This window comes from Streptomyces sp. S3(2020) (assembly GCF_013044505.1).
Taxonomy (GTDB): domain Bacteria; phylum Actinomycetota; class Actinomycetes; order Streptomycetales; family Streptomycetaceae; genus Streptomyces.
Map to the genome: position 1 here is coordinate 1 of NZ_JABERD010000138.1, position 25,601 is coordinate 25,601.

The window sequence follows — 25,601 nt, forward strand, 5'->3', positions numbered from 1 at the left end:
TGAGGATGTTCTGCGCCCCGGCCCGCTTGATCCCGGTCAGCGCCTCCAGGATGGCCCGCTCCCGGTCGATCCAGCCCTTCTCCGCGGCGGCCTCGATCATCGAGTACTCACCGGAGATCTGATAGGCCGCGCCGGCCACCTCCACGGCGTCGCACACCCCCGCCACCACACCGTCGACCAGCAGCAGCGGAAAGTTGCCGGCCTGGCCGCCCGCCAGCGCCCGCTGGTACGCGGCACCGGGGAACAGCAGCTCACGAGGCTGGGCGGCGATGCCGTACGCGTCGAAGTACGGCAGCAGCCGCACACCCCGCACCCCCTCCCGTCCCCCGTCCTCGGGGAACTCCGTGTCGCCGGCCACCACCCAGGCCTCCGTCCCCTCGAAGTCGACCTCCTCGATCTCCCCGGCCCGGGCCATCCGACCGAACAGCGCGCTCGACCAACCTCCGGGCGCCGCCAGCCACTTGGCGAACCACGCCGGGGTCCCGGGACCGTAGGCGTACAGATAGCGCCGTACGAGAGTCCGTACGGCGTCGTCGGGCGGCAGCGGATCGAAGTGCGGCGGGCGGGTGTACGTCACCTTGCGGCCCCGGTTGGGGCCGAAGCACAGTGCGCCGGACCAGCCCGCCCGGTGCAGCACCTGCCGCCAGCGCGGCCACAGGGTCTGGAAGGCGGGCATCACCAGGTCACCGGCCCGGGCGCCGGTGCGCGCCACGACCTCCTCGCTGAGCTCGTCCACGGTCAGGCACACCCCCTCCAGGGCGTCCCCGATCGCCGCCACGATCTGCCCGGCCTCCTCCTCGGTGACCCGTACGTCCGGCGCGAAGACCGAACCGGTCGGGACGGCAGGCAACGCGGCGCACCACAGAGGGAGTTCGGCCGTGGGAAGCAGATGGACGGTCCCGCGAGGGCCGTGCGTCTTCACCAGTGAGCGGTCCTCCCACAGCGCCTCACGCACATCCGCCCGTGTCGTCCCCTCGGTCCGCACGCCCACCGACAACTCCGCCGCGGACAGCACCTGCGCATGTGCCCCGAGCATCGTGGCGACCACGTCGGCGGCCGGGACACCCGGCTTCGCGGAAGTGGCCAGGAACTGCCGTTCGAGTCGGCGTGCGCTCGCCTCGGTCCATGTGATCCTCACCGTCATGGGTTCGACGCTAGGGCGGAACTAGGTCAGCCGCTGTCCTCTTCAGGACTCTCAGGACTCTCAGGACTCTTCGGGGCTCCTCAAGACTCTTCGGGACTCCGCGGGGATGGCCGATCCATGGCGGTCGCCACGATTGCGCAAATCGGTCAATCCATGCATCAATGCCCCATTCCCCCTCTATATCCATGGGATTCACGAGGTTTCCACATCGTTATCACCGTCAGCTCGCTTCTTACCTGGATCTCACGTAAGTTCAGACCAAGGTAATTCGCGTGAGCAAAGAAGCGCGGGCGGTACCGCGCGGAGGAGGGGGCCGCGCGGTGCCCTGCCTCCGCAGCTCACCGGCCCCGTCACGCGACCCGCGTCCGGCGTCAAGCGGAGGTTCGCGGCCGGGTCACCCACGTGGGGGATGCGGGAACAAGTTACCAAGCACCCCGCAAGCCGCCCCAAATCCTCTGGATCTCTGCGGAACCCACCCGATTGCCTTGGGAATCCGCCGTGATTCGGCCATGAATCCTCCGTGAACGGGGCCTTTCCCGGCCATCGGGCCGTCGCCGTCCGACTCCGGAGAGTAGTTGTGGCACGCCGATGCACGCAGCATCACTTACGAAGGGTTATGGTGGAAACCCCCCCTCGGGCCGGTCCGTCTCCCCCCCCACGGACCGGCCCGTTTTTTTGTGCGTCGACACCGGCTCGACCGCGTCGGCGGGGCCGCCCGCTCGACCCGTGCTCAAGTCCCCCTCCACCGCACCGGTAGGCTTCCGCCCGCGGGGACCGCCGTACGGAGGGGCTGACAAGAACGTGAACCTGCGCGACAAGCTGCGCGGCCTGCTGGTCAGGATCTACGCACGTCGGGTGGAAGGCCACCTGGACCACGCTCAGGTGCCGAAGCACATCGGCGTCATCATGGACGGCAACCGCCGCTGGGCGAAGGCCGCGAAGGCCACCACCGTGCACGGTCACCGTGCGGGCGCCGAGAAGATCGAGGAGTTCCTCGGCTGGTGCTCCGAGACGGATGTCGAGGTCGTCACCCTCTGGCTGCTGTCGACGGACAACTTCGACCGGCCCCAGGACGAACTCGGCCCGCTGCTCGGCATCATCGAGGACGTCGTACGCACCCTCGCCGCGGACGGCCGCTGGCGGGTGCACCACGTCGGCACCCCCGACCTGCTGCCCTCCCCGATGCAGATGGCGCTCAAGGAAGCGGCGGAGTCGACCGCGCACGTCGACGGGATACTCGTCAACCTCGCCATCGGCTACGGCGGGCGCCAGGAGATCGTGGACGCCATGCGGTCGATGATGCTCGACGCCGCCGACAAGGGCACCTCGCTGGAGGACCTCGCCGAGTCCGTCACCGTCGACGCGATCGGCCGTCATCTCTACACCGGCGACCAGCCGCACCCCGATCTCGTGATCCGCACCAGCGGCGAGCAGCGGCTGTCCGGATTCATGCTGTGGCAGACGGCCCACTCCGAGTACTACTTCTGTGACGTCTTCTGGCCGGCCTTCCGCAAGGTCGACTTCCTGCGCGCCCTGCGCGACTACGCGGCGCGGCATCGCCGCTACGGCGGCTGACCGGCGGCTGACCGGCGGAGCGCCGACTACCCCCTTTGGGACGGAAGTAACAAGGAGTTCACCAGCGCGCCGTCATATGCGCTGGCATGGCACCGCATGTTCGAGGGCATAAGCCAAGCAGGTCGACACCCGAACCACGGGTGTCGGATCTCAGCGGACGGCGCCGGAGCCGTTCGCCCGGGAGGCCCTTTGCACCAGCTCGACCGTGCGGTCACAGCACGGAAGAAGCAGTGGAGGGCCGGTCTCCGGCCCGTGCATCGCGGCCGTCGACCGGTCCAGCTCCACTCCGTCGCTCCCCGACCTCATCCGAGGGGGTACGTCCTTCCGTGGTGACCAGCACAAAGCGCCGTATGCCAGACCGGCGCACCTATGTTCTCGACACCAGCGTTCTGCTGGCCGATCCGAACGCCCTGAACCGCTTCGACGAGCACGAGGTAGTGCTCCCCATCGTCGTGGTGACGGAGTTGGAGGCCAAGCGGCACCATCCCGAGCTCGGCTACTTCGCCCGGCAGGCCCTGCGTCTGCTCGACGAGTTCCGGGTCCGGCACGGCCGCCTCGACGCCCCCATCCCGATCGGGGAACTCGGCGGAACCGTCCGTGTCGAGCTCAATCACTCGGACCCCAGCGTGCTGCCCAGCGGCTACCGCCTGGGGGACAACGACTCCCGCATCCTCGCGGTCGCCCGCAATCTGCAGGCCGAGGGGTTCGACGTCACCGTGGTGTCGAAGGACCTTCCGCTCAGGATCAAGGCCTCCTCGGTCGGTCTCCTCGCCGAGGAGTACCGCGCCGAACTCGCCATCACGGGCTCCTCCGGCTGGACCGGAATGTCCGAACTGACCCTGCCGGGCGAACAGGTGGACATCCTCTTCGAGGAAGGCCACATCTACGTCCCCGAGGCGTCCGACCTGCCCGTTCACACGGGTCTGACGATCCAGTCCGAGCGCGGCAAGGCGCTGGGGCGGGTCAGTCCCGAGGGCAACATCCGCCTGGTGCGCGGTGATCGGGAGGCGTTCGGCATCAAGGGGCGGAGCGCGGAGCAGCGCATCGCGCTGGACATCCTGCTCGACCCGGACATCGGGATCGTGTCGATGGGCGGCCGCGCCGGCACCGGCAAGTCGGCGCTCGCGCTGTGCGCGGGTCTGGAGGCGGTCCTGGAGCGCCGCCAGCACCAGAAGGTCATGGTCTTCCGTCCGCTGTACGCGGTGGGCGGGCAGGAGCTGGGCTATCTGCCGGGCTCCGAGTCCGAGAAGATGAGCCCCTGGGCGCAGGCGGTCTTCGACACACTGTCCGCGGTCGCCAGCCGCGAGGTCATCGAGGAGGTCACCGCGCGCGGGATGCTGGAGGTCCTGCCCCTCACCCACATCCGCGGCCGCTCACTGCACGACGCGTTCGTGATCGTGGACGAGGCACAGTCGCTGGAACGGAATGTGCTTCTCACCGTTCTGTCCCGAATCGGTGCCAATTCGCGGGTGGTTCTCACCCATGACGTGGCCCAGCGGGACAACCTGAGGGTGGGTCGCTACGACGGTGTCGTCGCCGTCGTGGAGAAGCTGAAGGGGCATCCGCTCTTCGCCCACGTCACGCTGACGCGGTCCGAGAGGTCCCAGATCGCCGCCCTTGTGACCGAAATGCTGGAGGACGGGCAAATCTGAGGTAGTAACCGCCAGTTGGCGCCGTCCGGAAAGGCCAAGAGCCTAGCCGGGCGGCGCCTTCGCGTGTTGCGGTTTCTCAGAATCCCAGGGGTCAAACGAGATGTGAGCTTTCACACGCAACTCAGAATTGCCACCCGGCGTCGGGTTACGGCAGAGTCTCACTCCTGTCAGGCCCCGCATACGACACACCTGTACCCCCAGCGGTACGGCACCACAGCAATACCAGTTCAACTCCATAGTCGACGTCGTATGCCGCCCGAGCACCATGCGGCGCCTCCCTCACGGGAGTTGCCCACCGGGCCCGAACCTCCCGTGACCCAGCAGTTGGGAGGTCAGCGTCAGGGGCAAGATTGCGTCCGCCAGGGTCACCGAAGCGGGCGATGCTGGAAGGAAACCGTGTGAGTCCGATTTCGGTCCGGGGATTCGCAGTGGCCTCTGCCACCGCGGTCACCGCTGTCGGAAGCGTCGTCGGCGTTGCCTCGGGCAGCACCGCGCAGACGAACGACGCCGAGGCGGCAGTTGCCGATTCGACGCTCCTCGCGGACATACCCGCGGGCCAGCAGGCCCAGGTGCAGACCGCGTCCCTGACGCAGCAGGCCAATGTCCAGGCCATCGCCGCCGACGCGAGCGCCAAGAAGGACGCCGAGGAATCGGCTCGCAAGGCTGCTGCCAAGTCGGCTGTCGAGAAGAAGGAAGCCGCCGAGAAGGCGGCGGAGGACGCCAAGGAGCGCGCCGAGGCCAAGGCCGCCGCCTCCCGTGACGCCTCCAGCTTCCCGGTCCAGAGCTCGTACACCACCGCCCAGATCCAGGCGATGGCACGCCAGATGGTGCCGAGCGGTCAGTGGACCTGCTTCAGCAACATCGTGGACCACGAGTCCAGCTGGAGCTACACGGCGACCAACCCGTCCTCCGGTGCCTACGGTCTCTTCCAGGCGCTGCCGGGCTCCAAGATGTCCTCCGTGGGCTCCGACTGGCAGACCAACCCGGCCACCCAGATCAAGTGGGGCCTCAACTACATGGACAGCCGCTACGGCAGCCCGTGCGAGGCCTGGTCCTTCTGGCAGGCCAACCACTGGTACTAGAGCCGCCCGGCCCCGGCCGCCGCTCAACCCCGCGCAGCCCCTCATCGTCCTACGGTGAGGGGCTTTCGCCTGTTGTACGGTCTGACCGACGACTCACCGGCTCCAGGGGGAGTGGTGGGGAAAGACGGGGGAAAGGGACGGATACGGATCATGTCGCGAGTGCCTGGGTGGCTCGGCCGGCTCGGCCACGGACTGACCGAGATGGGTGACCGGCTGGACGAGCGCCGGGCGGAGGCGGAGCGCGAGGAGGAGGAAGAGGCCTCGCCTCCCGACGAGCCCCCGCCGCCCCTCGACGAAGCACCCCCCGTCGTGGCTCCCCGCCCCGATCCCGCGCAGGCGGTCCCGTGGGGCATGCGCGTCGCCGCCGAGGCCGGCTGGCGACTGCTCGTCCTGGCGGGCACGGTCTGGGTCCTCATGCGGGTCATCAGCGCCGTACAACTCGTCGTCCTCGCCTTCGTGGCCGCCCTGCTGATCACCGCGCTGCTCCAGCCGACGGTGTCGTGGCTGCGGCGCTACGGCGTTCCGCGCGGTCTCGCCACCGCGCTCACCGCGATTCTCGGCTTCGTCGTGATGGGCCTGATCGGGTGGTTCGTGACCTGGCAGGTCATGGAGAACATCGACAACGTCTCCGACCAGGTCCAGGACGGCATCGACGAGTTGCGGAACTGGCTGCTCAACAGCCCGTTCCATGTCACGGACAAACAGATCAACGACATCGCCGAGAACCTGCGGGAGGCGGTCGGCGCGAACACGGACCAGATCACCTCGGCGGGTCTGGAAGGGGTGACGGTCGTCGTCGAGGCGCTGACGGGCATCCTGCTCGCGGCCTTCTCGACGCTCTTCCTGCTCTACGACGGCAAGCGGATCTGGGAGTGGACGCTGAAGCTGGTGCCTGCGGCGGCGCGGCCCGGCGTCGCGGGTGCGGGCCCGCGCGCGTGGCGCACACTGACGGCCTATGTGCGCGGCACGGTGATAGTGGCCCTGATCGACGCGATCTTCATCGGCCTCGGCATCTACTTCCTCGGTGTCCCGATGGCCGTTCCGCTGGCGGTCTTCATCTTCCTGTTCGCGTTCATCCCGCTGGTGGGCGCGGTCGTCTCGGGCGCGCTGGCGGTGGTGGTCGCGCTGGTGACACAGGGCGTGTTCACGGCGGTCATGTCCCTGGCGGTCGTGCTGGCGGTGCAGCAGATCGAGGGGCACATCCTCCAGCCGTTCATCCTGGGCCGCGCGGTCCGGGTCCACCCGCTGGCCGTGGTGCTGTCGGTCGCGGCGGGCGGCATGGTCGCGGGGATCGGCGGCGCGGTGGTGGCGGTGCCGCTGGTCGCCGTGACGAACACCGTGGTGGGCTATCTGCGGTCGTACTCCCGTGAGCAGGCGCTCAAGCAGGCGCCGCGGCCGAGAGGCGCCACCGCGGTGGACGCGGCCGCGGCCGCGCCTGCGACGGACAGGGCCGAGGGGCCTGCCCCTCAGGAGTGAGCCGGCCCTCGCCGTGCATTGATACGGGAGATCACTACACTGTCTCGTATTGATCGGAGGTGGCTATCGGTGAACGTCGGCAGGCAGAAGCAGCCCAGTCTCGCCCAGCTGCGGGCCTTCGCGGCCGTCGCCGAGCATCTGCACTTCCGGGACGCGGCCGCCGCGATCGGCATGAGCCAGCCCGCACTGTCCGGTGCCGTCTCCGCGCTGGAGGAGACCCTCGGTGTGACGCTGCTGGAGCGCACCACCCGCAAGGTGCTGCTCTCGCCCGCCGGTGCGCGTCTCGCCGTACGGGCCAAGGCGGTGCTCGAAGAGGTCGGGGCGCTGATGGCGGAGGCCGAGGCGGTACGGGCGCCCTTCACCGGGGTGCTGCGGCTCGGTGTCATCCCGACCGTCGCGCCGTACCTCCTGCCCACCGTCCTCGACCTGGTCCACGACCGCTACCCGCACCTCGACCTCCAGGTCCACGAGGAGAAGACCGCCGACCTCGTCGAGGGCCTCACCACCGGCCGGCTCGACCTGCTGCTGCTCGCCGTACCGCTCGGCGTGCCCGGCGTCGTCGAAATCCCGCTCTTCGACGAGGACTTCGTGCTCGTCACCCCCCTCGGTCATCCGCTCGGCGGCCGGGAGGGCATCACCCGCGAGCGGCTCTTGGGGCTCGACCTGCTGCTCCTGGACGAGGGGCACTGTCTGCGCGACCAGGCCCTCGACGTCTGCCGGGAGGCCGGGCGGGCCGACGCCCCGGTCACGACCACGGCCGCCGGACTGCCGACGCTCGTCCAACTCGTCGCCGGCGGGCTCGGGGTGACGCTGCTGCCGCGGACCGCCGTCAAGGTCGAGACGTCCCGCAGCACCCAACTCCTCGCCGGATACTTCGCCGAGCCCGCCCCGTCCCGCCGTGTCGCCCTCGCCATGCGCACGGGTGCGGTACGCGCCGCGGAGTACGGCGAACTGGCCGGCGCGCTGCGCGAGGCACTGCGTCCGCTGCCCGTCAGGCTCGTCGGAGGTTCGGAGACAGTCGCCTGAGAATCGTTCAAATGAGCGCCGAACAAAGCGAATTGAACGGCTCTACGCTTCAATTTCCGACAGCTGGGAGCAGCTCGGAATAACCCGGCCGATATATGCCTCACGGCTGATACACATACCCCCCTCAGTGCTACGCGCCAGGCGTATGTGCGAAATGCCAGGGGGAGTGATGTCGGGCCTTCGCGACCCCCTCGACCTCGACCAGGTCGGTCACGACCTGCTGGCGCACGCCCTGACGCTGTGCGGGCGCGAGGAGTTCACCGGGGAACTGAGAGTGGCCGGAGCGCCCGGCGGCATCCTCCATCTGCGCAACGGGCTCGTCGTGGGCGCGCAGAGTCCCGGCGCCCCCGGCCCCGAGGCACTGCTGCTGCGCTCGGGCCGGGTCAGCGGGGAGGAATGGGCCGCGCTGGTACGGGAGTCGGGCGGGGCGCGCTGGCCGGCGGCCGGACTGATCGCGCGTGGCTACGCCGGGGCCGCCCAGCTCAAGGTCGTGTGTGTGATGGCGCTGCACGACGCGGTCTTCGCCGTCCTCGCCGGCCGGGTGCACGGCTGTGAACGCGTCGCCGAGACCGAGCCGTTCGCCACGGTCGCCGTCGGCGAGGCATCGAACCGGCTGCTCCAGGAGGCCGTCCGCAGGCTCACCGCCCTGGCCGCGCTGCCCCACCCCGTGCACCCCGACCGGGAGCGTCCGCGGCCGGTCCCGGGCTGGGACGCGGGCCTCCTCACCGCGCTCCAACATGAGCTGCTCACCCACGCCGACGGCCGCAGCACCGCCCGTGACCTGGCCTTCCGTACGGGGCGCGGGGTCTACACCGTCACCGTCGAGATGGCCCGGATGCTCGGCGAGGGGCTCCTGGAGTGCGCCGCGGCGCCCACCCCGATCCCGGTCCGCCCCAACCCCGACGAGGGTGTGCGCCAGCGCGATCCGTCGCCTCCCACCGCCCCGCCGCTCGTCCCCGGCACCCTGCCCCGCCGTAAACCCGGCGGATTTTTCCGGCTGCGAAACGGAGCCCCCAAATGAGCCCTCGAACGAGCCCCAGAAAGAGCCCCAGAAAGAGCCCTCTTATGAAGAAGACGAACAGATCCGAACAGAAAATGGGGAGTTGAATACATGGATCACGAAGCGCTGGCACTGGAAATGCGTGGACTGCGCGAACAGGTGACCGGCATCACCGACACCGCGGTCGCCGCCGCCGACGGACTGCTCATCGCGGCGGACACCGCCGACTCCATCGACCCGGAGGGCCTCGCCGCCCTCGCCGCGGCCGGCCTCGGTCTCGCCCGCCGCACCGCCCAGGCGACCGCCCGGGGCACCCTGCGCCAGACCGTGACCTACGGCAGTCACGGCTGTGCCGCGTTCTACGCGGTCGGTGACACCGCCCTGATGGTCGTCCTCGGCGACGAGGGCATGGACGTGGACCGACTGCACCGGGCTACCCAGCCCGCTCTCGACCGTATCGGATCGATCCTCACGCACAAGGCAGCGGAAGGAGTCTGAAGGGATGGCGACGAAGCGTATGACCCCCGGTTTCTCCGACCAGGTGATGGGCCTGGTCAAGTCATTGCGTACCGATGCCCCCGACTGTGTCGCCTCGGGCGTCGTCGACATGTCCACCGGCATGCTGCTCTCCTACGAGACGGTCGAGAACCATCCGCCGGAGGTCCTGGACCTGCTGGCGGGTGCCACCCTCGACCTCTTCCAGGGCCGCACGGTCGTGATGATCGAGGACGTCTTCAAGGAACGCCGTGGCAGCAGCAGTGACAACCACTTCTTCCAGGAGATCCTGGTCAACAGCGAGAACCTCACCCACCTGTTCGTGCGGCTGAGTGAGCAGCAGGACGTGGTGGCCGTGGTGGTCTGCCGGAAGTCGGTGAACGTCGGCATGCTCTTCGCCCAAGTGCGGCGGGTGGTACGGGAGTACAGCCTCTGAGCGGAGACGCCCTTCGGGCACACGGAAAGGGCCCCTCCAGAACCGGAGGGGCCCCACCGTCGTACCGGCTACTCCGTGCGCAGCCCGTCCGGCCGCATCAGCCGCAGCAGCGGCGGCAGGCTGAGCAGCGTCACCACCAGGACGACCGCGGCGCCCGCGCCCGTCATCGACAGCACGCTCGCCCAGTCCACGGACACCGGGGTGTCCGTCATCTTCAGCAGGACCGTGCCGAGTGTCAGTCCCACCGACGACGCCAGCACCAGCCCGAGGCCGACCGGGATCGCCGTCTGCCACAGCACCGACAGGCTCAGCGTCGAGCGCTTGGTGCCGAAGGCGATCAGGGCGGACAGCAGCTTCTTGCGTTCGCGCAGCTGCTCCAGCTGGGACACGAGCAGACTCGCGCCGATCAGCATCAGGACACAGGTGGCGCCGATGAACAGGCCGCCGCGGATGGCGGCGTAGTTCTCGTCGCGCAGGCTGGACGCGAAGGTGATGGGCTCCTCGTACGGGTTCATCTCGGCGGCCGTGTTGCGGACGTACTCAAGGGCGTCCGGCACCGCGGTGTCGAGCTTGAGGTACAGCTCCGGGGTCAGCATCCGGTCGGCTCCCGAGGGCAGCGCCGCCGGTGTCATCAGCAGGCCCGCCCGGCCGACCCGTGTCGAGTCCTCGGTGCTCTGGACGACCTGGAGATCCTTCGGGACGGTCCAGGCGAGGGGCTTGGTCGTCTTGTCGTCGTCGGAGTCCTCGAACCAGAGCTGGTTGCCGGCCTTGACCATCTCGCGCGTGTCGTAGGAGTAGTCGCCGTTCTTCAGGACGAACACGTCGCCGTCCCGGCAGGAGGGGAGCTTCGCGACCTTGCGCAGGGACGCGCAGCTCCCGGCGGACACGGGGGCGTAGTTCTCGCCGCCGCCGCGGGACTCGGTGAGGTATCCGTCGGCGATGTCGTAGACCTGCTCGACGCCCCGGGTCGTCGTGAACCTCTCCTTGGCGGCGGGGATCGAGCTTCCCGAGGCCATGCTGATGGCTATCTGCGACCCGGCGGTGTCATCGGCCTTGCGCTCCGTGTACTGGCTGTCGACGCCGGCGAACAGCATCTGCAGGGCGATCGCGCCGGCCACCGCCACCGCGATGCCGTTGACCATGCGGGCCGCGGTGCCGCTGCTCAACTGGAGCCTTCGGACGGCGAGTTGCCAGGCCACCGGCCCCGCACCGAGCCGGGAGACGACCGCCTCCACGCCCCAGGGCAGCAGCGCGGTCACGCCGACCAGCAGCAGCAGGACGCCGCCGACGGTGAGGTACTGGTTGAAGTTCCCCCCGTCGCGCCCCTGGCCGATCATCGGGTAGAGCATCGCGAGACCGCCCAGCGGCAGCAGCAGCCGCCACCACAGCCGGCGCCGCGCGGGCTTCGCCGTACGCACCACACCGAGCGGCTCGATGACGACACCGCGCAGCGCGAGCTGTGTGACCAGCACGGCGGCCGCGGGCACCGCGACGGCGACCAGCAGGGCCAGCAGGGGCGAGGGGTTGAGATAGCTCGGGAAGAAGCTGTAGTCGAAGACCTCGACGGAGCCCGCGATCTGACGTCCGATCATGAAGAACCCGGCGCCCAGGACCAGACCCACCATCGCTCCGGCCATCGCTTCGCCCGCCGCGACCCGCCGGGTCATCCGGGCGTCGGATCCCACCAGCCTGAGAGCCGCGAGCCGCCGGTCACGCCGTTCGCCGCCGAACCGTACGGCGGCCGCGATGAAGACGGCGACCGGTGTCAGCAGGACCGCGAAGACGACGAGGATCAGCAGGAGCAGCACGGGATCCAGCGGGTCCGAGGTCTGGTCCTGTTCCGGGGTCCCGAACCGCTTGATGCGGTCCACGTAGGTGCCGTTGATCTGCGGTGCGAGCCCCTCGGCGCCACGGTAGAAGGCGAGTTCGGCCGAGCCGATCAGTCCGCTCTCCCCGATGGTCCCGACGATCCGGTCCGGCAGCCGCTCGCGCAGCGCCTTCCCGTCGTCGGAGTCCAGGAGCTCCTTCAGCGCGGGGGAGACCACCATCTCGCCCGCCGCGGGGAATGCGGAAACCCCCGGCGGCAGCGGCGACCTGGACCCCTCGGGCTCCAACTCCCGGCCCCGTACGTTCTTGTCGTGGTAGGTCGTGGTGACGTATCCGACGATCACGGTGTCGTCGGCCTTCTTCGGCGGGTTCGCGCTGAACGACATGTCGCTGCGCGCCTGTTCCCGCTTCTCGCGCGTCGCCATCGCGTTCGGGATCGCGGTCGTCAGCAGCAGCAGCGCCACCCCGAGCCCCACCCCGACGGCCGTCAGCAGGACCCGGATCCAGCCTTCGCGTCCCCCCGCGAACGCGAATCTGACCCCCATCCCCAGGTCCCGTGTCCACTGCCTCATACGACTCGCTCCATGTCCCGGGACTTCCCGTCCCGTACGACGATCTCGCGGTCGGAGTAGGCCGCCACCCGCGCCTCGTGCGTGACCAGGACGACGGCCGCGTTGGTGGACCGCGCGGCCTCGGTGAGCAGTTCCATCACGCGCTCGCCGTTGAGCGAGTCGAGCGCGCCGGTGGGCTCGTCGGCGAACAGCACCCGCGGGCCGGTCACCAACGACCGTGCCACGGCGACGCGTTGGCCCTGGCCACCGGAGACCTCCCCCGGCCGCTTCTTCTTGAGGTCGTCGACCTCCAGCCGCTCCATCCAGGTCAGAGCGGTCCGTTCGGCCTCCTTGCGGGGGGTGCCGTTCAGCCGCAGCGGCAGGGCGACGTTCTCCACACAGGTCAACTCGGGGACGAGCTGGCCGAACTGGAAGACGAACCCGAACTGGGAGCGCCGCAGCTCGCTGCGCTGGGCGTCGTTCATCGTCGCCATCTCGCGCCCGCCGTACATGATCGACCCCGAGTCGGGTGTCACGATCCCGGCGAGGCAGTGCAGCAGCGTGGACTTGCCGGAGCCGGAGGGGCCCATCACGGCGACGACCTCGCCCGGGTGGATGGAGAACTCGGCGCCGTCGAGCGCCAGGGTCGGGCCGTACGCCTTGCGCAGGTCGTCGGCCACGAGCAGGGAACCAGCGGGAGTCATTCGGCCACCACCTGAGCGAGCTTGTCGAGACGCGCGGCGGTCAGTTCCAGCCAGCGCAGATCTGCTTCGAGATGGAACAGGGCGTGGTCGCAGATGAGTTGATCGGCGAGGTCCCCCCGCCGCTTCCGGTCGGTGAGGATCCGCATCATGCGCAGATGCTCGGAACGCTGTGTGTCGAGGATGTCGGCCGCGTCGCGGTGCGTGAGCAGCGCCAGGACGACCTTCGTGTACAGCGTCGACTGAAGGTACGGCTCGGGCTTCTCCGGCGTGGCCAGCCATTGCTGTACGTCGGTGATGCCGGCTTCGGTGATCGCGTACCGCTTGCGCTCGGGGCCGCCGCCGGCCTCGATGCCGTCGACCTCGACGAGCCCGTTCTTCAGCAGGCGGGACATTGTCGAGTAGACCTGGCCGTAGTGCAGGGGCCGGTCGTGACCGAACTTCTCGTCGAAGGCCCGCTTCAGGTCGTAGCCGTGGCGGGGCCCGGACTCCAGGAGTCCCAAAAGGGTGTGACCGATGGACATGGGGAGGACTGTACACGCGGCGTATACACGGCATGTATACGCCGAGTGTGTAGGGCGCGGAGGCGGGTGCTGAGCCGCAGGTGAGGGCCGATTGTCACGGTTCTGCTACACGGATCTCAGGCCTCCGGATCCACCGGCGGCCGCCCCCGGCGCGGGAGGGGTCCGACCTCGCCCGGCAGCCGACCCGTGTCCGCCAGGGCCTTGCGCAACAGGAACTCGATCTGTGCGTTCGCCGACCGCAGCTCGTCCCCGGCCCACCGTGCCAGCGCCTCGTACACCGACGGGTCCAGCCGCAGCAGCACCTGCTTGCGCTGCCGCGGCCGCCGCCCGGGAGCGGAATCCTCCTGGGAGTCCGTCACTGGTAGAGGGTCCCGGTGTTGAGGACGGGCTGGGCCGCGCGGTCCCCGCACAGCACCACCATCAGGTTCGACACCATGGCCGCCTTCCGCTCGTCGTCCAGTTCCACGATGCCCTGCTCGCTGATCCGGGCGAGCGCCGCCTCGACCATCCCGACCGCCCCGTCCACGATCTGCCGCCGCGCCGCGACGATCGCCCCGGCCTGCTGGCGCTGGAGCATCGCCGAGGCGATCTCGGGAGCGTAGGCGAGGTGGGTGAAGCGGGACTCGATGATCTCGACGCCGGCCGCCTCCACGCGCGCGTGGAGTTCGAGGGCGAGCTTCTCGGTGATCTCCTCCGCGTTGCCGCGCAGGGAGAGGCCGCCCTCGTCGTGGGCGTCGTAGGGGTACTCGATGGCGATGTGCCGGACGGCCGCCTCGGTCTGGGTGGAGACGAACTCGATGTAGTCGTCCACCTCGAAGGTGGCCTGCGCGGTGTCCTCGATCCGCCACACCACGACCGCGGCGAGCTCGATCGGGTTGCCGTAGGCGTCGTTGACCTTCAGGACGGCCGTCTCGTGGTTGCGCACCCGCGTCGAGATCTTGGTGCGCGAGGTGAAGGGGTTCACCCAGCGCAGCCCGTCCTGCCGGATCGTCCCCCGGTAACGCCCGAAGAGCTGCACCACCCGTGCCTCGCCCGGCGCCACCGTGTTCAGCCCGCACATGGCGAGAAACGCGGCGAGACCGACCAGGATCCCGCCGACGATCAGGGCGGCCTTGGCGCCGGTCGCCGGGACCGCCGTAGCGCCCGCAATCATTCCGGCGCCCGCGAACAGTCCCAGCAGCCCGAGGAGCAGGGCGAGTCCGCCGCCGATGCTGTGCGCGGTGAACTCCCGCACACGCGGGGCGGGCATCTCGGGTACGTCGACGGTGGTGTCGTCGTGGGTGGTCATGGGGGTCCCCCGGTTCTCGTGCACGGATGTGCCTTCTCGCTCTGGACTATCTAAGTGATATCACTTTTACCCTTGAGGGCAACCCTTTACACCGTTCGCACGTCGGTTCCATAGAGACGGGTGCTGATTGTCACGTCCGCAAAAGACCGGATCGGCCGCCCTTTGTCACATCTCCCGGTGTTAGCTTTCTGAGCTGACCTGAGCGGCGAACCTGTGTGACGTGTGCGCACACACGAGCGAAGCGGAGCGGAACGGACCCATGGGACGAGCGGAAGAAAGACGAGCGCGGCAGCGCGGCGGTCGCCGCGCCGCGCCCAAGGGCCGTTCGTCGAGGGCGGCCGTCAGCCGCAGCGGCGGCAGCGAGAAGAGCGTCATACGCAGGCTCTTCACCTGGAAGAAGATCCTGGGTACGTTCCTCGGCTTCTGTCTGCTCGGCATCGGCGCCTTCATCGTCCTCTACATGATGGTGCAGGTCCCCGAGGGGAACGCGCAGGCCGAGCTCCAGAGCAACACCATCAAGTACAGCAACGGCGACGTCCTGGTCCGGGACGGCAAGGTGAACCGCGAGACCGTGGACCTCGCCAAGATCCCCAAGAAGGTCCAGCTCACCTTCGTCGCCGCCGAGAACAAGTCCTTCTACCAGGACTCCGGCGTCGACCTGAAGGGCACCGCCCGCGGTCTGCTCAACACGCTCTCGGGCAAGGGCAAGCAGGGTGGTTCGACGATCACCCAGCAGTACGTCAAGAACTACTACCTCACCCAGGACCAGACGGTCACCCGCAAGCTCAGGGAGCTGGTGATCTCGCTCAAGGTGGACCGCCAGAAGTCCAAGGACGAGATCCTCGCGGGCTACATCAACACCAGCTACTACGGCCGTACCGCCTACGGCATCCAGGCCGCCGCCCAGGCCTACTACCGCGTCGACGCCGACGAACTCTCCGTCGAGCAGGGCGCCTACCTCGCCGCACTGCTCCAGGCACCGAGCCAGTACGACTGGGCGGTGGCCTCGAAGACCAGCAAGAAACTGGTCACGCAGCGCTGGAACTACGTCCTGGACAACATGGTCGAGGAGGGCTGGCTGGACGCGTCGAAGCGCGCGGACATGAAGTTCCCGACTCCCAAGGAGCCCAAGGCCGAGTCCGGACTCAAGGGGCAGAAGGGCTACTTCGTCAAGCTCGCCAAGCAGCAGCTCGTCAAGCAGCTCATGGACCAGGACGGCCTCACCCAGGACGAGGCCGAGGCCCAGTACGACAGGGGCGGCTGGACCATCACCCTGAACATCGACCGGAAGAAGCAGGCCCAGCTGGAGAAGGCCGTCGAGACCCAGCTGACCGACAAGCTGGACCCGGACAAGCGCAAGGTCGACAAGAACATCCAGGCCGGCGCCGCCTCCGTCGACCCCAAGACGGGGAAGATCGTCGCCCTGTACGGCGGCGAGGACTACACCAAGCACTTCTACAGCAACGCCAACCGCACCGACTACCAGCCCGCGTCGACGTTCAAGCCGGTCATCCTGGCCGCCGCGCTCGAGAACAGCGCCGAGACCCAGGAAGACAAGAAGATCACCGCGAGCACGGTCTACGACGGCACCAGCAAGCGTCCCGTCGAGGGCAGCGACATCGCCTTCGCCCCGGAGAACGAGGACGACCAGGACTACGGCGACGTCACCGTCCAGACGGCGATGAACAAGTCCATCAACTCCGTCTTCGCGCAGATGGGCGTCGACGTCGGCATGGACAAGGTGCTGGAGACCGCCGAGAAGCTCGGTATGGACACCGGCGACCTGAAGTCGCTGCCCGCCTACACGCTCGGCACCATGGGCGCGAGCCCGATCCAGATGGCCGGGGTGTACGCCACCCTCGACAACCACGGCAAGAAGGTCACCCCGACCATCATCAAGTCGGCCGAGCGCAACGGCACCGAGGTCGAGATGCCCGACCCGATCGGCGAGCAGGTCATCAGCCGCGAGACCGCCGACACGGTGACCTCGGTGCTGACCGGCGTGGTCGACGACGGTACGGCCAAGACGTCCGTCCGTGACAACCCCAAGCGCGACGGCCAGGAGGTCGCGGGCAAGACGGGAACGTCCGACGACAACCTCTCGGCCTGGTTCACCGGCTACACGCCCGACCTGGTCACCTCGGTCGGCCTGTTCGGTGAGAAGTACAAGGTCGGGGGACAGGCCAAGATGTACGGCGCAGGCGGCCTGCCCCGCGTCAACGGCGGTGGCTTCCCGGCGCAGATCTGGTCGGCGTACATGTTCGGTGTGACGTCCACGTCCGCCGAGTTCGACCTGGACACCGACCAGGGCGCGGCGGTCGAGCCGACGTACACCCCGACGCCGACGCCCAGCCAGACGTCGACGCAGACGCCGACGTCGACGCCTACGACCCAGAAGCCGACGTCCCCGACCCCGACGACCCAGTCCCCGACGCCGACGCCGACACCCACCCCGACCCCTACGCCGACACCCACGCCGACACCGACGACGAAACCGCCGACGGGCGACACGGACCCGGTGGATCCAGGGGAAGAGCAATAGCGAAGGGCGCCCGGCCGCACAGGCCGGGCGCCCTTTCGTTTTGCCGCCTTAGCTCCGGTTCAACTCGAACCAGACGACCTTGCCGGTGCTCAGCCGGGTCGCTCCCCACCTGCGCGCCAGCTTGTTGACGAGATACAGGCCCCGCCCGCCCTCGTCGGTGGCCCGGGCCTGCCGCAGCCGCGGCAACTGCGGTACGTCGTCGCCGACTTCGCACCGCAGCACATCGGTCCGCAGCAACCGCAAGGTCACCGGCCGCGAGGCGTACCGCACGGCGTTGGTCACGACCTCGCTGACCAACAGCTCCACCGAGTCGGACATCTCCTCAAGTCCCCAGCGGGACAAGGCGCGTCGGGCCAGCCGCCGGGCACGGCCGGGCGCCGCGTCCTCGGGCTCCAGGAACCAGTACGCCACATCGCTCGGCGCGATCCCGTCGAAGCGGGCGGCCAGCAGCGCGATGTCGTCGTCCCGGTCGCCGGGACCGAGCATGTCGAGCACCTCGTCGCACAGCGCCTCCAGCGGCGGCGGATGGTCCGGCCCGGTCAACTGCGCGGTCGCGGCAAGCTTCTCGCGCAGCTGCTCTATGCCGGTCCAGACGTCCCGCAGCCGTGACTCCACCAGCCCGTCGGTGTACAGGAGCAGCGTCGCCCCGGCCGGGGCGTCCAGCTCGACGGCCTCGAAGTCGACGCCGCCGACACCGATCGGCGCGCCCGGAGGCACCCGCAGCACCTCCGCCCGGCCGCCCAGATGGAGCAGGACGGGCGGCGGATGGCCGGCGTTGGCGATGGTGATGCGGTGCGACACCGGGTCGTAGACGGCGTAGAGACAGGTCGCCATACGGTCGGTGCCGAGCCGCTGGGCCTGTTCGTCGAGGTGGTGCAGCACCTCCTGCGGCGGCAGGTCCAGACCCGCGAGCGTCTGGGCCGTGGTGCGCAGCTGGCCCATGATCGCGGCCGAAGTCATCGAGTGCCCCATGACATCGCCGACGACCAGCGCGACCCGGCTCCCCGGCAGGGGGATCGCGTCGTACCAGTCGCCGCCGACCCGCGCGGTCTCGGCGGCCGGCAGATAGCGCGAGGCCAGCCGGACCCCCGTCGGCCGCGGCAGCGTCTCCGGCAGCATGGTGCGCTGGAGCTCGTCGGCGATGTACGCCTCACGGCCGTACAGCACGGCCTTGTCGATGCCGAGCGCGCTGTGGGTGGCGAGCTGGGCGGCGACCAGGAGGTCGTCGGGCTCGAAGGCGATGCGTTCCGGGCGGCGCAGGAACAGCGCGGCGCCGATGACCCGGCGCCGGCCGCGCAGCGGGGCCAGGATGGCCCGCCGGCCGCCGGGGACGATCGACTCACCGCCCTCGCCGAGGAGTTCAGGCAGCGCTGCGCGGGCCGCCGGAGAGTCCGTGAAGACGGGTCGTACGCCCCGCAGGACTTCTGCGAGCGCGCCGCCGGTGCGCACCTCGCACAGCTCGGCGGTGACCGCCGACAGCTCGGTCAGCTCGGTCGGCTCCGGCTGGAGCACGGGCACGGCGAAACCGCCCTCGGTGTCCCGCTCCTCCGGTATCCGGTCCGTACGGCGCAGCCGCAGCACCAGCGGGCCGGTGGGCCGCTCGTCGCCGACCGGGAGCGGGTCGCGCAGATAGACCAGGATCGCGTCCGAGAAGGTCGGCACGGTCGCCCGGCACAGCCCCATCACGATCTCGTCGAGGTCGATGCCGCGGGCGATCCGCCGGGTCGCGGCGCCCACGAACCGCAGCCGGTCGCCGTCCCGCCGCATCGGCGTGGGCCGGCCGAGCGCCTGCGCCTGTCCGGTACGCCGCTCAGGGCCGTCGGAAGCGGCCTCCGACGGGGCGGGGACGGCCTCGGGCACCGGTCGCGGACGGTGGGTGTCCGGTTCGGCGGCCGTGGTGGGCTGGGAGTGCTCGGGGTCGCCGCCGGGCACCGGTGTCGGGATGTCGGTCCCCGGAGGCGGTGTCGGTGTCTCGCCGGCCCGGGCCTGTGCCGGTAAGGCGCTGTGCGGGGGCGTGGAGGCACGCAGGAGCGCCCCGCGAGGGTCCGCGGGGTCGGCGCCCGGCTGGGGGCGCTCGAAGGAGGTGGGCTGCTCCGTCACGCGTGTCGAATCCGTCCGTCGGTGGCTGGGCGCCGCGCGCTCAGTTCGTCCCGCCGAAATGCCGATACCCGGTATACGTGCCCCAGGAACGGAATTCCCGCGTGGTCAGAGGATGTTCCTGTGCCACCGGCGGAGCGTCTGACCCCCGTACCGGTGTTGCCCTCGTACCCCTCGCTCACGTCCTGCCGCCCCTCGGTGACGAATGGTCAAGCTCGATGCACGCTCCGGTAGTTGCCGCCGCGCGCTCTTGCGGAGGACGATCCTACGTTTGTTGCCCGGGGGCGCATCAAGGGTCTCATGAGGACAAGTGCGCGGGCGTGCGGTCCCAGTCTTCCGGCAGCAACGGTACCGACCAGGACGGATCCGGGCGCCAGTGCTGCCAGCCGTCCGAGTACGGCGCGCCCCAGGAGCGGATCACGTCCACCGCGGAGCGCCCGGCCCGACGCACCTGTTCGGCCTGCGCCGCGTCCATCAGCCCGTCCCGCTGGGCCTGCGCGAACTCGTCCTCGTCACGCCAGTCCCAACTGCGGTCCGGGTTCACCGAGATGTCCAGGAAGTGGTCCTCGGAGTCGACCCCGCCGTCCCAACGGACCAGCGGCTCCTCCAGGTTCACGTACCAGTTCTTGAACAGCCAGCCCGACTCCCAGAACAGCCACACCGACCACGGCTCGCCCGGCCGCGCCAGCTTCAGCACACCGGTGCCGAACCAGCGGCCGCGCTGCACGGTGCGCGGCTTGGTGTACCGGGTCTCCAGCGGCTCCTCGTGCACCGAGGTGCCGTCGGCGAGCACGGGCTTCACGCACTCGGTGCCGGGGGCCATCCACACCGCCAGCAGATCATGATCGTCCCGGACGACGGTCACAGGGCGTGCGATATGGAAGTGCGCGGCGCCGTTCTCCCGGTACCGCCACAGGATCTGACTCCCGGGCTCCCAGAAGGACGTCGACCTGCCCGCTTCCACCGCTCTCACCGCTCCACCGTCTGCCATGAACAGATATTAGGTGCCATGGGCATACGACGCTGCGGCGCGCGTCACGGTTCGCGCCCGGGGCGACAATGGTTACGGACGCGTCATACGCAGGACATCCAGTGCTTCGTCGAGTTGTTCGACGGTGAGGTCGCCGCGTTCGATGTACCCGCCCTCCACGACGACTTGACGGATGGTCCTCCGCTCCGCGAGCGCCTTCTTGGCGACCTTGGCGGCCTCCTCGTAGCCGATGTACTTGTTCAGCGGCGTGACCACGGAGGGTGACGACTCGGCGTACTCGCGGGCACGCTCGCGGTGCGCGACGATCCCGTCTACGGTCCGGTCGGCGAGGAGCCGGGAGACGTTGGCGAGCAGCCGGATCGACTCCAGCACGTTCTTGGCGATGACCGGCAGCATGACGTTGAGCTCGAAGTTGCCGGCGGCCCCGGCGGTGGCGACGGTGGCGTCGTTGCCGACGACCTGGGCCGCGACCATGAGCACCGCCTCGGGAATGACCGGGTTGACCTTGCCGGGCATGATCGACGATCCCGGCTGAAGATCGGGGAGGGAGATCTCGGCGAGCCCGGTGCGCGGCCCCGAGGCCATCCACCGCAGATCATTGGCGATCTTGGTCAGCCCGACCGCGATGGTCCGCAGCTGCCCGCTGGTCTCCACGATCCCGTCCCGGGCGCCCTGCGCCTCGAAGTGGTCGCGCGCCTCGGTCAGCGGCAGCCCGGTGGCGCGGGCGACCTCGTGGATCACGGCGGCGGAGAACCCGGCGGGCGTGTTGATGCCGGTGCCGACGGCGGTACCGCCCAGCGGCAGCTCCGCGAGCCGGGGGAGGGAGGCGTGGAGCCGCTCGACGCCGTACCGCACCTGGGCCGCGTACCCCCCGAACTCCTGCCCCAGAGTCACCGGGGTGGCGTCCATGAGATGGGTCCGCCCGGACTTCACGACGTCGGCGAACTCCTCGGCCTTGTTCTCCAGGGCCGCGGCGAGGTGCTCCAGGGCCGGAACGAGGTCACGGGTGACGGCGGCGGTGGCGGCGATGTGGATGGACGACGGGAAGACGTCGTTGGAGGACTGGGAGGCGTTGACGTGATCGTTGGGATGCACGTCCCTGCCGAGCCGCTCGGTCGCCAGCGTGGCGATGACCTCGTTGGTGTTCATGTTGGACGAGGTCCCGGACCCGGTCTGGAACACGTCGATCGGGAAGTGCTCGTCCCAGTCCCCCCGGGCCACCTCCGCGGCCGCGTCCTGAACGGCCTCGGCGATGTCCTTGTCCAGCACCCCCAACTCGGCGTTGACCTTCGCGGCGGCCCCCTTGATCCGCGCGAGCGCCTCGATGTGCGCACGCTCGATCCGCTGCCCGGAGATGGGAAAGTTCTCGACGGCACGCTGCGTCTGGGCGCGCCACTTGGCGGTGGTGGGGACGCGTACTTCGCCCATGGAGTCGTGCTCGATGCGGTAGTCGCTCATGCCTCTAATAGCGACGGACGGGGCGGGGATGTTCCGTGGACCGGGCCGAACGGAGCCGCGGACCGGCTCAGCAATCGGGCCCGACCCTGGGGGAGGCCGCGCACTCGGACACCATGGGGACGGTGGCGCGTACCTGGAACGTCTGCGCGCGGTGTGCGGCGATGCCGTGGACGGTGAAGGTCTTGCCGTTGTTCGTGATCTCCTGGGTATGGGTTCCTTCGGAGTCGACGTAGGTGGCCTCGAACGCCTTCCAGGTGCAGTCCTTCGTACCGGAGGTGACCTCGATCCGCAGTCCGCCCGGGGTCGCCCCGTTGCCGAGGTCGATCTTCCGGTGGGCGAAGAACGGCTTCCCGAAGTCCTCTTCCGCGGTGGTGAGCGGGACCGGATCGGTGCGTGTCAGGTCGAAGAGCATGCCCTCGTACCCACCGCCTCCCTGCCCCTGGATCTCGATGGCCGCGACGGCCTTGGCCGGGGTGCAGCTGAGGTCCTTGACGCGCAGGTCGTTGATGACGAGGCCGGCCTGCCGGTCGCTGAGGAGATCCACGAGCCAGGTCTCGGAGTACCCGGGGTACGAAACCTTCATGGCGGAGTGGCGGACGGCGCTGTATGAGGCACCTCGCCCGTGATGGGCGTCCATGAACGGCTGGAGCCTGCCGAGGTCGTCCAAGGTCATGCCGAGCAGCGTGCGCTTGTCCTCGGCGGAGAACGGCGTGTCGAAAAGGGTCGCCTCGGGGTCCTCCGCGTCCAGCCGGACGGTGGCCGTGAAGGCCTGGCCCTCGCGGTCCGCCTTGTCGTCGGCCTCACTGGCGACCCGGGCGTCATGCTCGGCGAAGAACCAGTCGGTGCCCCTGGACGCGAGTACCCCCAGGACCGTGAGGACCGCCCCGCAGACCAGGCTGACGACGATCCGCCGGTTGCGCGCACCCCGCTCCAGTCCCGACGCCTCGGGCACGACCGTGGCGATGACCTCGTCCGCGAGGGGGGACCCGGGGGTTCGCTCGGGCGGCGGTGTGTCGAGATCGGACATGAGGCGGCCTCGCTTGGAGTGAAGAACCGTGACGAAAGGGGAGTTGATGCTACGTCACGGTCCTCGCCCCGAGGGGCCGCCTCAGTGAGGCCGGTGACGCCAGGCCACCACTCGGCCCGCCCCTGGGATGGGATGGGACGGGTAGGGGCGGCGGGGGCGAATCCATCCCCGCCGCACCGGATGGGCTACGCCTGCCCGGGGCCCCGCACGGGGATCGAGGTGAACGTCGGCGCGGGCGAGGGATCCTGGAAGAAGTCGTTCGGCTTGTTCGTCCGACGGCACCACCCAGCCCGTCTGGGGGTACCCCCTCTGGGGGAGTTCGAGGACGGGTCCTCCGGGCCGATGGGGGTCCAAGAGGCGGGGTCGAAGGGGCGGCAGCCCCTGGGGACGGGACGGGTAGGGGCGGCGGGGGCGAATTCCATCCCCGCCGCACCGGACGAGCTACGCCTGCCCGGGGCCCCGCACGGGAATGGATGTGAACGTCGGGGCCGGCACGGGGTCCTGGAAGAAGTCGTTGCCCTTGTCGTCCACCACGATGAACGCCGGGAAGTCCTCGACCTCGATCTTCCAGACCGCCTCCATGCCGAGTTCCTCGTACTCGACGACCTCGACCTTCTTGATGCAGTCCTGGGCGAGCCGGGCGGCGGGGCCGCCGATGGAGCCGAGGTAGAAGCCGCCGTGCGCGTCGCAGGCCTTGGTGACCTGGGCGGACCGGTTGCCCTTCGCGAGCATGACCTTGGAGCCGCCCGCCGCCTGGAACTGCTCGACGTAGGAGTCCATACGGCCGGCCGTCGTGGGACCGAAGGAACCGGACGCGTAGCCCTCGGGGGTCTTGGCCGGACCCGCGTAGTACACCGGGTGGTCCTTGAGGTACTGCGGCATGTCCTCGCCCGCGTCGAGGCGCTCCTTGATCTTGGCGTGCGCGATGTCACGGGCGACGACGAGGGGGCCGGAGAGGGACAGCCGCGTCTTCACCGGGTACTTCGTCAGCTCGGCGAGGATCGCGTCCATCGGCTGGTTCAGGTCGATACGAACGACGTCACCGGCCTCGTCCAGGTGCTCGTCCGTCGTCTCCGGCAGGAACCGTGCCGGGTCCGTCTCCAGCTGCTCCAGGAAGACGCCCTCGGCCGTGATCTTGGCCACCGCCTGACGGTCCGCCGAGCAGGACACGGCGATCGCGACGGGGCAGGACGCGCCGTGCCGCGGAAGACGCACCACGCGCACGTCGTGGCAGAAGTACTTGCCACCGAACTGCGCGCCGATGCCGATCCGCTGCGTCAGCTCGAAGACCTTCTCCTCCAGCTCCTTGTCCCGGAAGCCGTGGCCCAGCTCGGAGCCCTCGGCCGGGATCTCGTCGAGGTAGTGCGCGGAGGCGTACTTCGCCGTCTTGAGGGCGTACTCGGCGCTCGTACCGCCGACCACGATCGCCAGGTGGTACGGCGGGCAGGCGGCCGTACCGAGCGAACGGATCTTCTCCTCCAGGAACTTCATCATGGAGGCCTCGTTCAGGACGGCCTTCGTCTCCTGGTAGAGGAAGGACTTGTTGGCCGAGCCACCGCCCTTGGCCATGAAGAGGAACTTGTAGGCGCCGCCGTCGGTCGCGTACAGCTCGATCTGCGCGGGGAGGTTGGAGCCGGTGTTCTTCTCGTCCCACATGGTCAGCGGGGCCATCTGCGAGTAGCGCAGGTTGAGGTTCAGGTACGCGTCGTAGATGCCCTTCGACAGCGCCGACTCGTCACCGCCCGACGTCAGCACGTTCTGGCCGCGCTTGCCCATCACGATCGCCGTGCCGGTGTCCTGGCACATCGGAAGGACGCCCGCCGCCGCGATGTTCGCGTTCTTCAGCAGGTCGAGCGCGACGAACTTGTCGTTGCCCGACGCCTCGGGGTCGTCGATGATGCGCCGCAGCTGCGCCAGGTGCGCGGGGCGCAGGTAGTGCTGGATGTCGTGGATGGCCTCTTCTGCGAGCTTGCGCAGCGCCTCCGGCTCGACCTTGAGGAACGTGCGCCCGTCGGCCTCGAAGGTGGAGACACCCTCGGAGGTCACCAGCCGGTAGGGGGTGGTGTCCTCTCCCATGGGGAGCAGATCGGTGTACGCGAACTCAGGCATCTCAGCCCATTCCTCACTCGGCAGACGGCGACCCGCCTCCATTGGCGAGCCTCACCAGCGTAGAACCTGCCCAAGGCCGGAAGCTTGTGAGGTAAGGCTCAGTTGGACCACGACAGGTTTTCCACAGGCCTAGTCGCGATCTATCGCGTTTGGGTACGCTGCTGTCGTGGACCTTGAGAAGCAGACCTCGCCCGCTGCCACCACCGAGCTGCGCGCCTCCGACGCCGACCGTGACCGTATCGCCGACATCCTGCGCGAGGCCCTGGCCGAGGGCCGTCTCACCGCGGACGAGCATGCCGAGCGGGTCGAGGGCGCGCTGGCCGCCAAGACGGTCGGCGAACTGGACGCCTTCATCCAGGACCTGCCCGCCGCCCACCAGCGGGATGTAGCCCATGTATTCACGGTAGGCGTCCGCCGTGCGGCGCCGGGACGTCAGCGCCGAAGCAGCCGGCTCCACGCACGGCCTGGGCGACCAGGCCCTCGACCTGGGGCACGCTAGCAACGGCCGGGGGAACGCGACGGAGGGCACCCTGGGCGTTGCGTACGCTGCTTGGGCTGCGAAGCGGCTGTTCACCTGCCCCGACTAGCCCCTGCTGCCCG

The 25,601-nt window shown here is 69.4% G+C and carries 20 protein-coding genes and 1 pseudogene; 10 read left to right on the forward strand and 11 right to left on the reverse strand.

Annotation, left to right across the window (positions count from 1 at the left end):
• Positions 1–1,144: winged helix DNA-binding domain-containing protein (locus HLK59_RS33295; protein WP_171145310.1), on the reverse strand; the 1,144-nt coding region annotated here is incomplete at its 3' end.
• Positions 1,145–1,945: 801 nt separating this feature from the next.
• On the opposite strand from HLK59_RS33295, the gene HLK59_RS33300 reads away from it, so the two are divergent.
• The 8 genes from HLK59_RS33300 to HLK59_RS33335 all read left to right on the forward strand — a co-directional run bounded on the left by HLK59_RS33300 (position 1,946) and on the right by HLK59_RS33335 (position 9,886).
• Complete coding sequence (locus tag HLK59_RS33300; RefSeq protein WP_171145311.1) at positions 1,946–2,719, forward strand: isoprenyl transferase; 774 nt, start codon at positions 1,946–1,948, stop codon at positions 2,717–2,719.
• Between the two features lie 326 nt (positions 2,720–3,045).
• Positions 3,046–4,371, forward strand: coding sequence for a PhoH family protein (locus tag HLK59_RS33305; RefSeq protein WP_171145312.1), 1,326 nt, complete (start codon positions 3,046–3,048; stop codon positions 4,369–4,371).
• A 380-nt stretch (positions 4,372–4,751) separates the two neighbouring features.
• Positions 4,752–5,453 carry a transglycosylase SLT domain-containing protein gene (locus HLK59_RS33310; RefSeq protein WP_171145313.1) on the forward strand — a complete coding sequence of 234 codons (702 nt, stop codon included), beginning with the start codon at positions 4,752–4,754 and terminating at the stop codon, positions 5,451–5,453.
• Between the two features lie 150 nt (positions 5,454–5,603).
• Entirely contained in the window at positions 5,604–6,929 is a 1,326-nt protein-coding gene (locus tag HLK59_RS33315; protein WP_171145314.1) for an AI-2E family transporter, read from the forward strand.
• Between the two features lie 69 nt (positions 6,930–6,998).
• Positions 6,999–7,955, forward strand: coding sequence for a LysR substrate-binding domain-containing protein (locus HLK59_RS33320; RefSeq protein ID WP_171145315.1), 957 nt, complete (start codon positions 6,999–7,001; stop codon positions 7,953–7,955).
• Positions 7,956–8,124: 169 nt separating this feature from the next.
• On the forward strand, positions 8,125–8,976 hold the full coding sequence (locus HLK59_RS33325; protein ID WP_171145316.1) for a MarR family transcriptional regulator: 852 nt from the start codon (positions 8,125–8,127) through the stop codon (positions 8,974–8,976).
• 90 nt (positions 8,977–9,066) lie between these two features.
• Positions 9,067–9,453, forward strand: coding sequence for a roadblock/LC7 domain-containing protein (locus HLK59_RS33330; RefSeq protein WP_046262351.1), 387 nt, complete (start codon positions 9,067–9,069; stop codon positions 9,451–9,453).
• Between the two features lie 4 nt (positions 9,454–9,457).
• Positions 9,458–9,886, forward strand: a complete 429-nt coding sequence (locus HLK59_RS33335; RefSeq protein WP_171145317.1) for a hypothetical protein — start codon at positions 9,458–9,460, stop codon at positions 9,884–9,886.
• A gap of 68 nt (positions 9,887–9,954) precedes the next feature.
• Here HLK59_RS33335 and HLK59_RS33340 read toward each other — a convergent pair whose 3' ends face one another.
• The 5 genes from HLK59_RS33340 to HLK59_RS33360 form a co-directional block, all read right to left on the reverse strand.
• Positions 9,955–12,285 carry an FtsX-like permease family protein gene (locus tag HLK59_RS33340; RefSeq protein ID WP_171145318.1) on the reverse strand — a complete coding sequence of 777 codons (2,331 nt, stop codon included), beginning with the start codon at positions 12,283–12,285 and terminating at the stop codon, positions 9,955–9,957.
• Positions 12,282–12,968 (reverse strand): ABC transporter ATP-binding protein, encoded by a 687-nt coding sequence (locus HLK59_RS33345; RefSeq protein ID WP_171145319.1) that lies wholly within the window; start codon positions 12,966–12,968, stop codon positions 12,282–12,284. The genes HLK59_RS33340 and HLK59_RS33345 overlap by 4 nt, the downstream gene beginning before the upstream one ends.
• Complete coding sequence (locus HLK59_RS33350; protein ID WP_171145320.1) at positions 12,965–13,489, reverse strand: PadR family transcriptional regulator; 525 nt, start codon at positions 13,487–13,489, stop codon at positions 12,965–12,967. Before HLK59_RS33350 ends, HLK59_RS33345 begins: the two co-directional genes overlap by 4 nt.
• 116 nt (positions 13,490–13,605) lie before the next feature.
• A complete protein-coding gene (locus tag HLK59_RS33355) occupies positions 13,606–13,848 on the reverse strand; it encodes a hypothetical protein (RefSeq protein WP_171145321.1) in 243 nt (80 codons plus the stop codon).
• Positions 13,845–14,777, reverse strand: coding sequence for an SPFH domain-containing protein (locus HLK59_RS33360; protein WP_171145322.1), 933 nt, complete (start codon positions 14,775–14,777; stop codon positions 13,845–13,847). Before HLK59_RS33360 ends, HLK59_RS33355 begins: the two co-directional genes overlap by 4 nt.
• Before the next feature lie 259 nt (positions 14,778–15,036).
• Here HLK59_RS33360 and HLK59_RS33365 point away from each other — a divergent pair, with 259 nt between their 5' ends.
• Positions 15,037–17,319 carry a transglycosylase domain-containing protein gene (locus HLK59_RS33365; RefSeq protein WP_171145323.1) on the forward strand — a complete coding sequence of 761 codons (2,283 nt, stop codon included), beginning with the start codon at positions 15,037–15,039 and terminating at the stop codon, positions 17,317–17,319.
• 48 nt (positions 17,320–17,367) lie between these two features.
• Here the strand turns inward: HLK59_RS33365 and HLK59_RS33370 are convergent, their stop codons facing one another.
• The 5 genes from HLK59_RS33370 to HLK59_RS33390 form a co-directional block, all read right to left on the reverse strand.
• Positions 17,368–19,419, reverse strand: coding sequence for a SpoIIE family protein phosphatase (locus HLK59_RS33370; RefSeq protein WP_171145324.1), 2,052 nt, complete (start codon positions 19,417–19,419; stop codon positions 17,368–17,370).
• A 295-nt stretch (positions 19,420–19,714) separates the two neighbouring features.
• Complete coding sequence (locus tag HLK59_RS33375; RefSeq protein ID WP_171145325.1) at positions 19,715–20,407, reverse strand: DUF402 domain-containing protein; 693 nt, start codon at positions 20,405–20,407, stop codon at positions 19,715–19,717.
• A gap of 72 nt (positions 20,408–20,479) precedes the next feature.
• Positions 20,480–21,865 (reverse strand): class II fumarate hydratase, encoded by a 1,386-nt coding sequence (locus HLK59_RS33380; protein WP_171145326.1) that lies wholly within the window; start codon positions 21,863–21,865, stop codon positions 20,480–20,482.
• A 67-nt stretch (positions 21,866–21,932) separates the two neighbouring features.
• The gene (locus HLK59_RS33385; RefSeq protein WP_171145327.1) at positions 21,933–22,892 is read right to left on the reverse strand and encodes a hypothetical protein; all 960 of its coding nucleotides are present in this window, start codon (positions 22,890–22,892) and stop codon (positions 21,933–21,935) included.
• A gap of 441 nt (positions 22,893–23,333) precedes the next feature.
• Positions 23,334–25,001, reverse strand: a complete 1,668-nt coding sequence (locus tag HLK59_RS33390) for a fumarate hydratase (RefSeq protein ID WP_171145328.1) — start codon at positions 24,999–25,001, stop codon at positions 23,334–23,336.
• 166 nt (positions 25,002–25,167) lie between these two features.
• On the opposite strand from HLK59_RS33390, the pseudogene HLK59_RS33395 reads away from it, so the two are divergent.
• Positions 25,168–25,383 (forward strand): annotated as a pseudogene (locus tag HLK59_RS33395) (DUF1707 domain-containing protein); the annotation flags it as partial.
• Between the last annotated feature and the right edge of the window lie 218 nt (positions 25,384–25,601).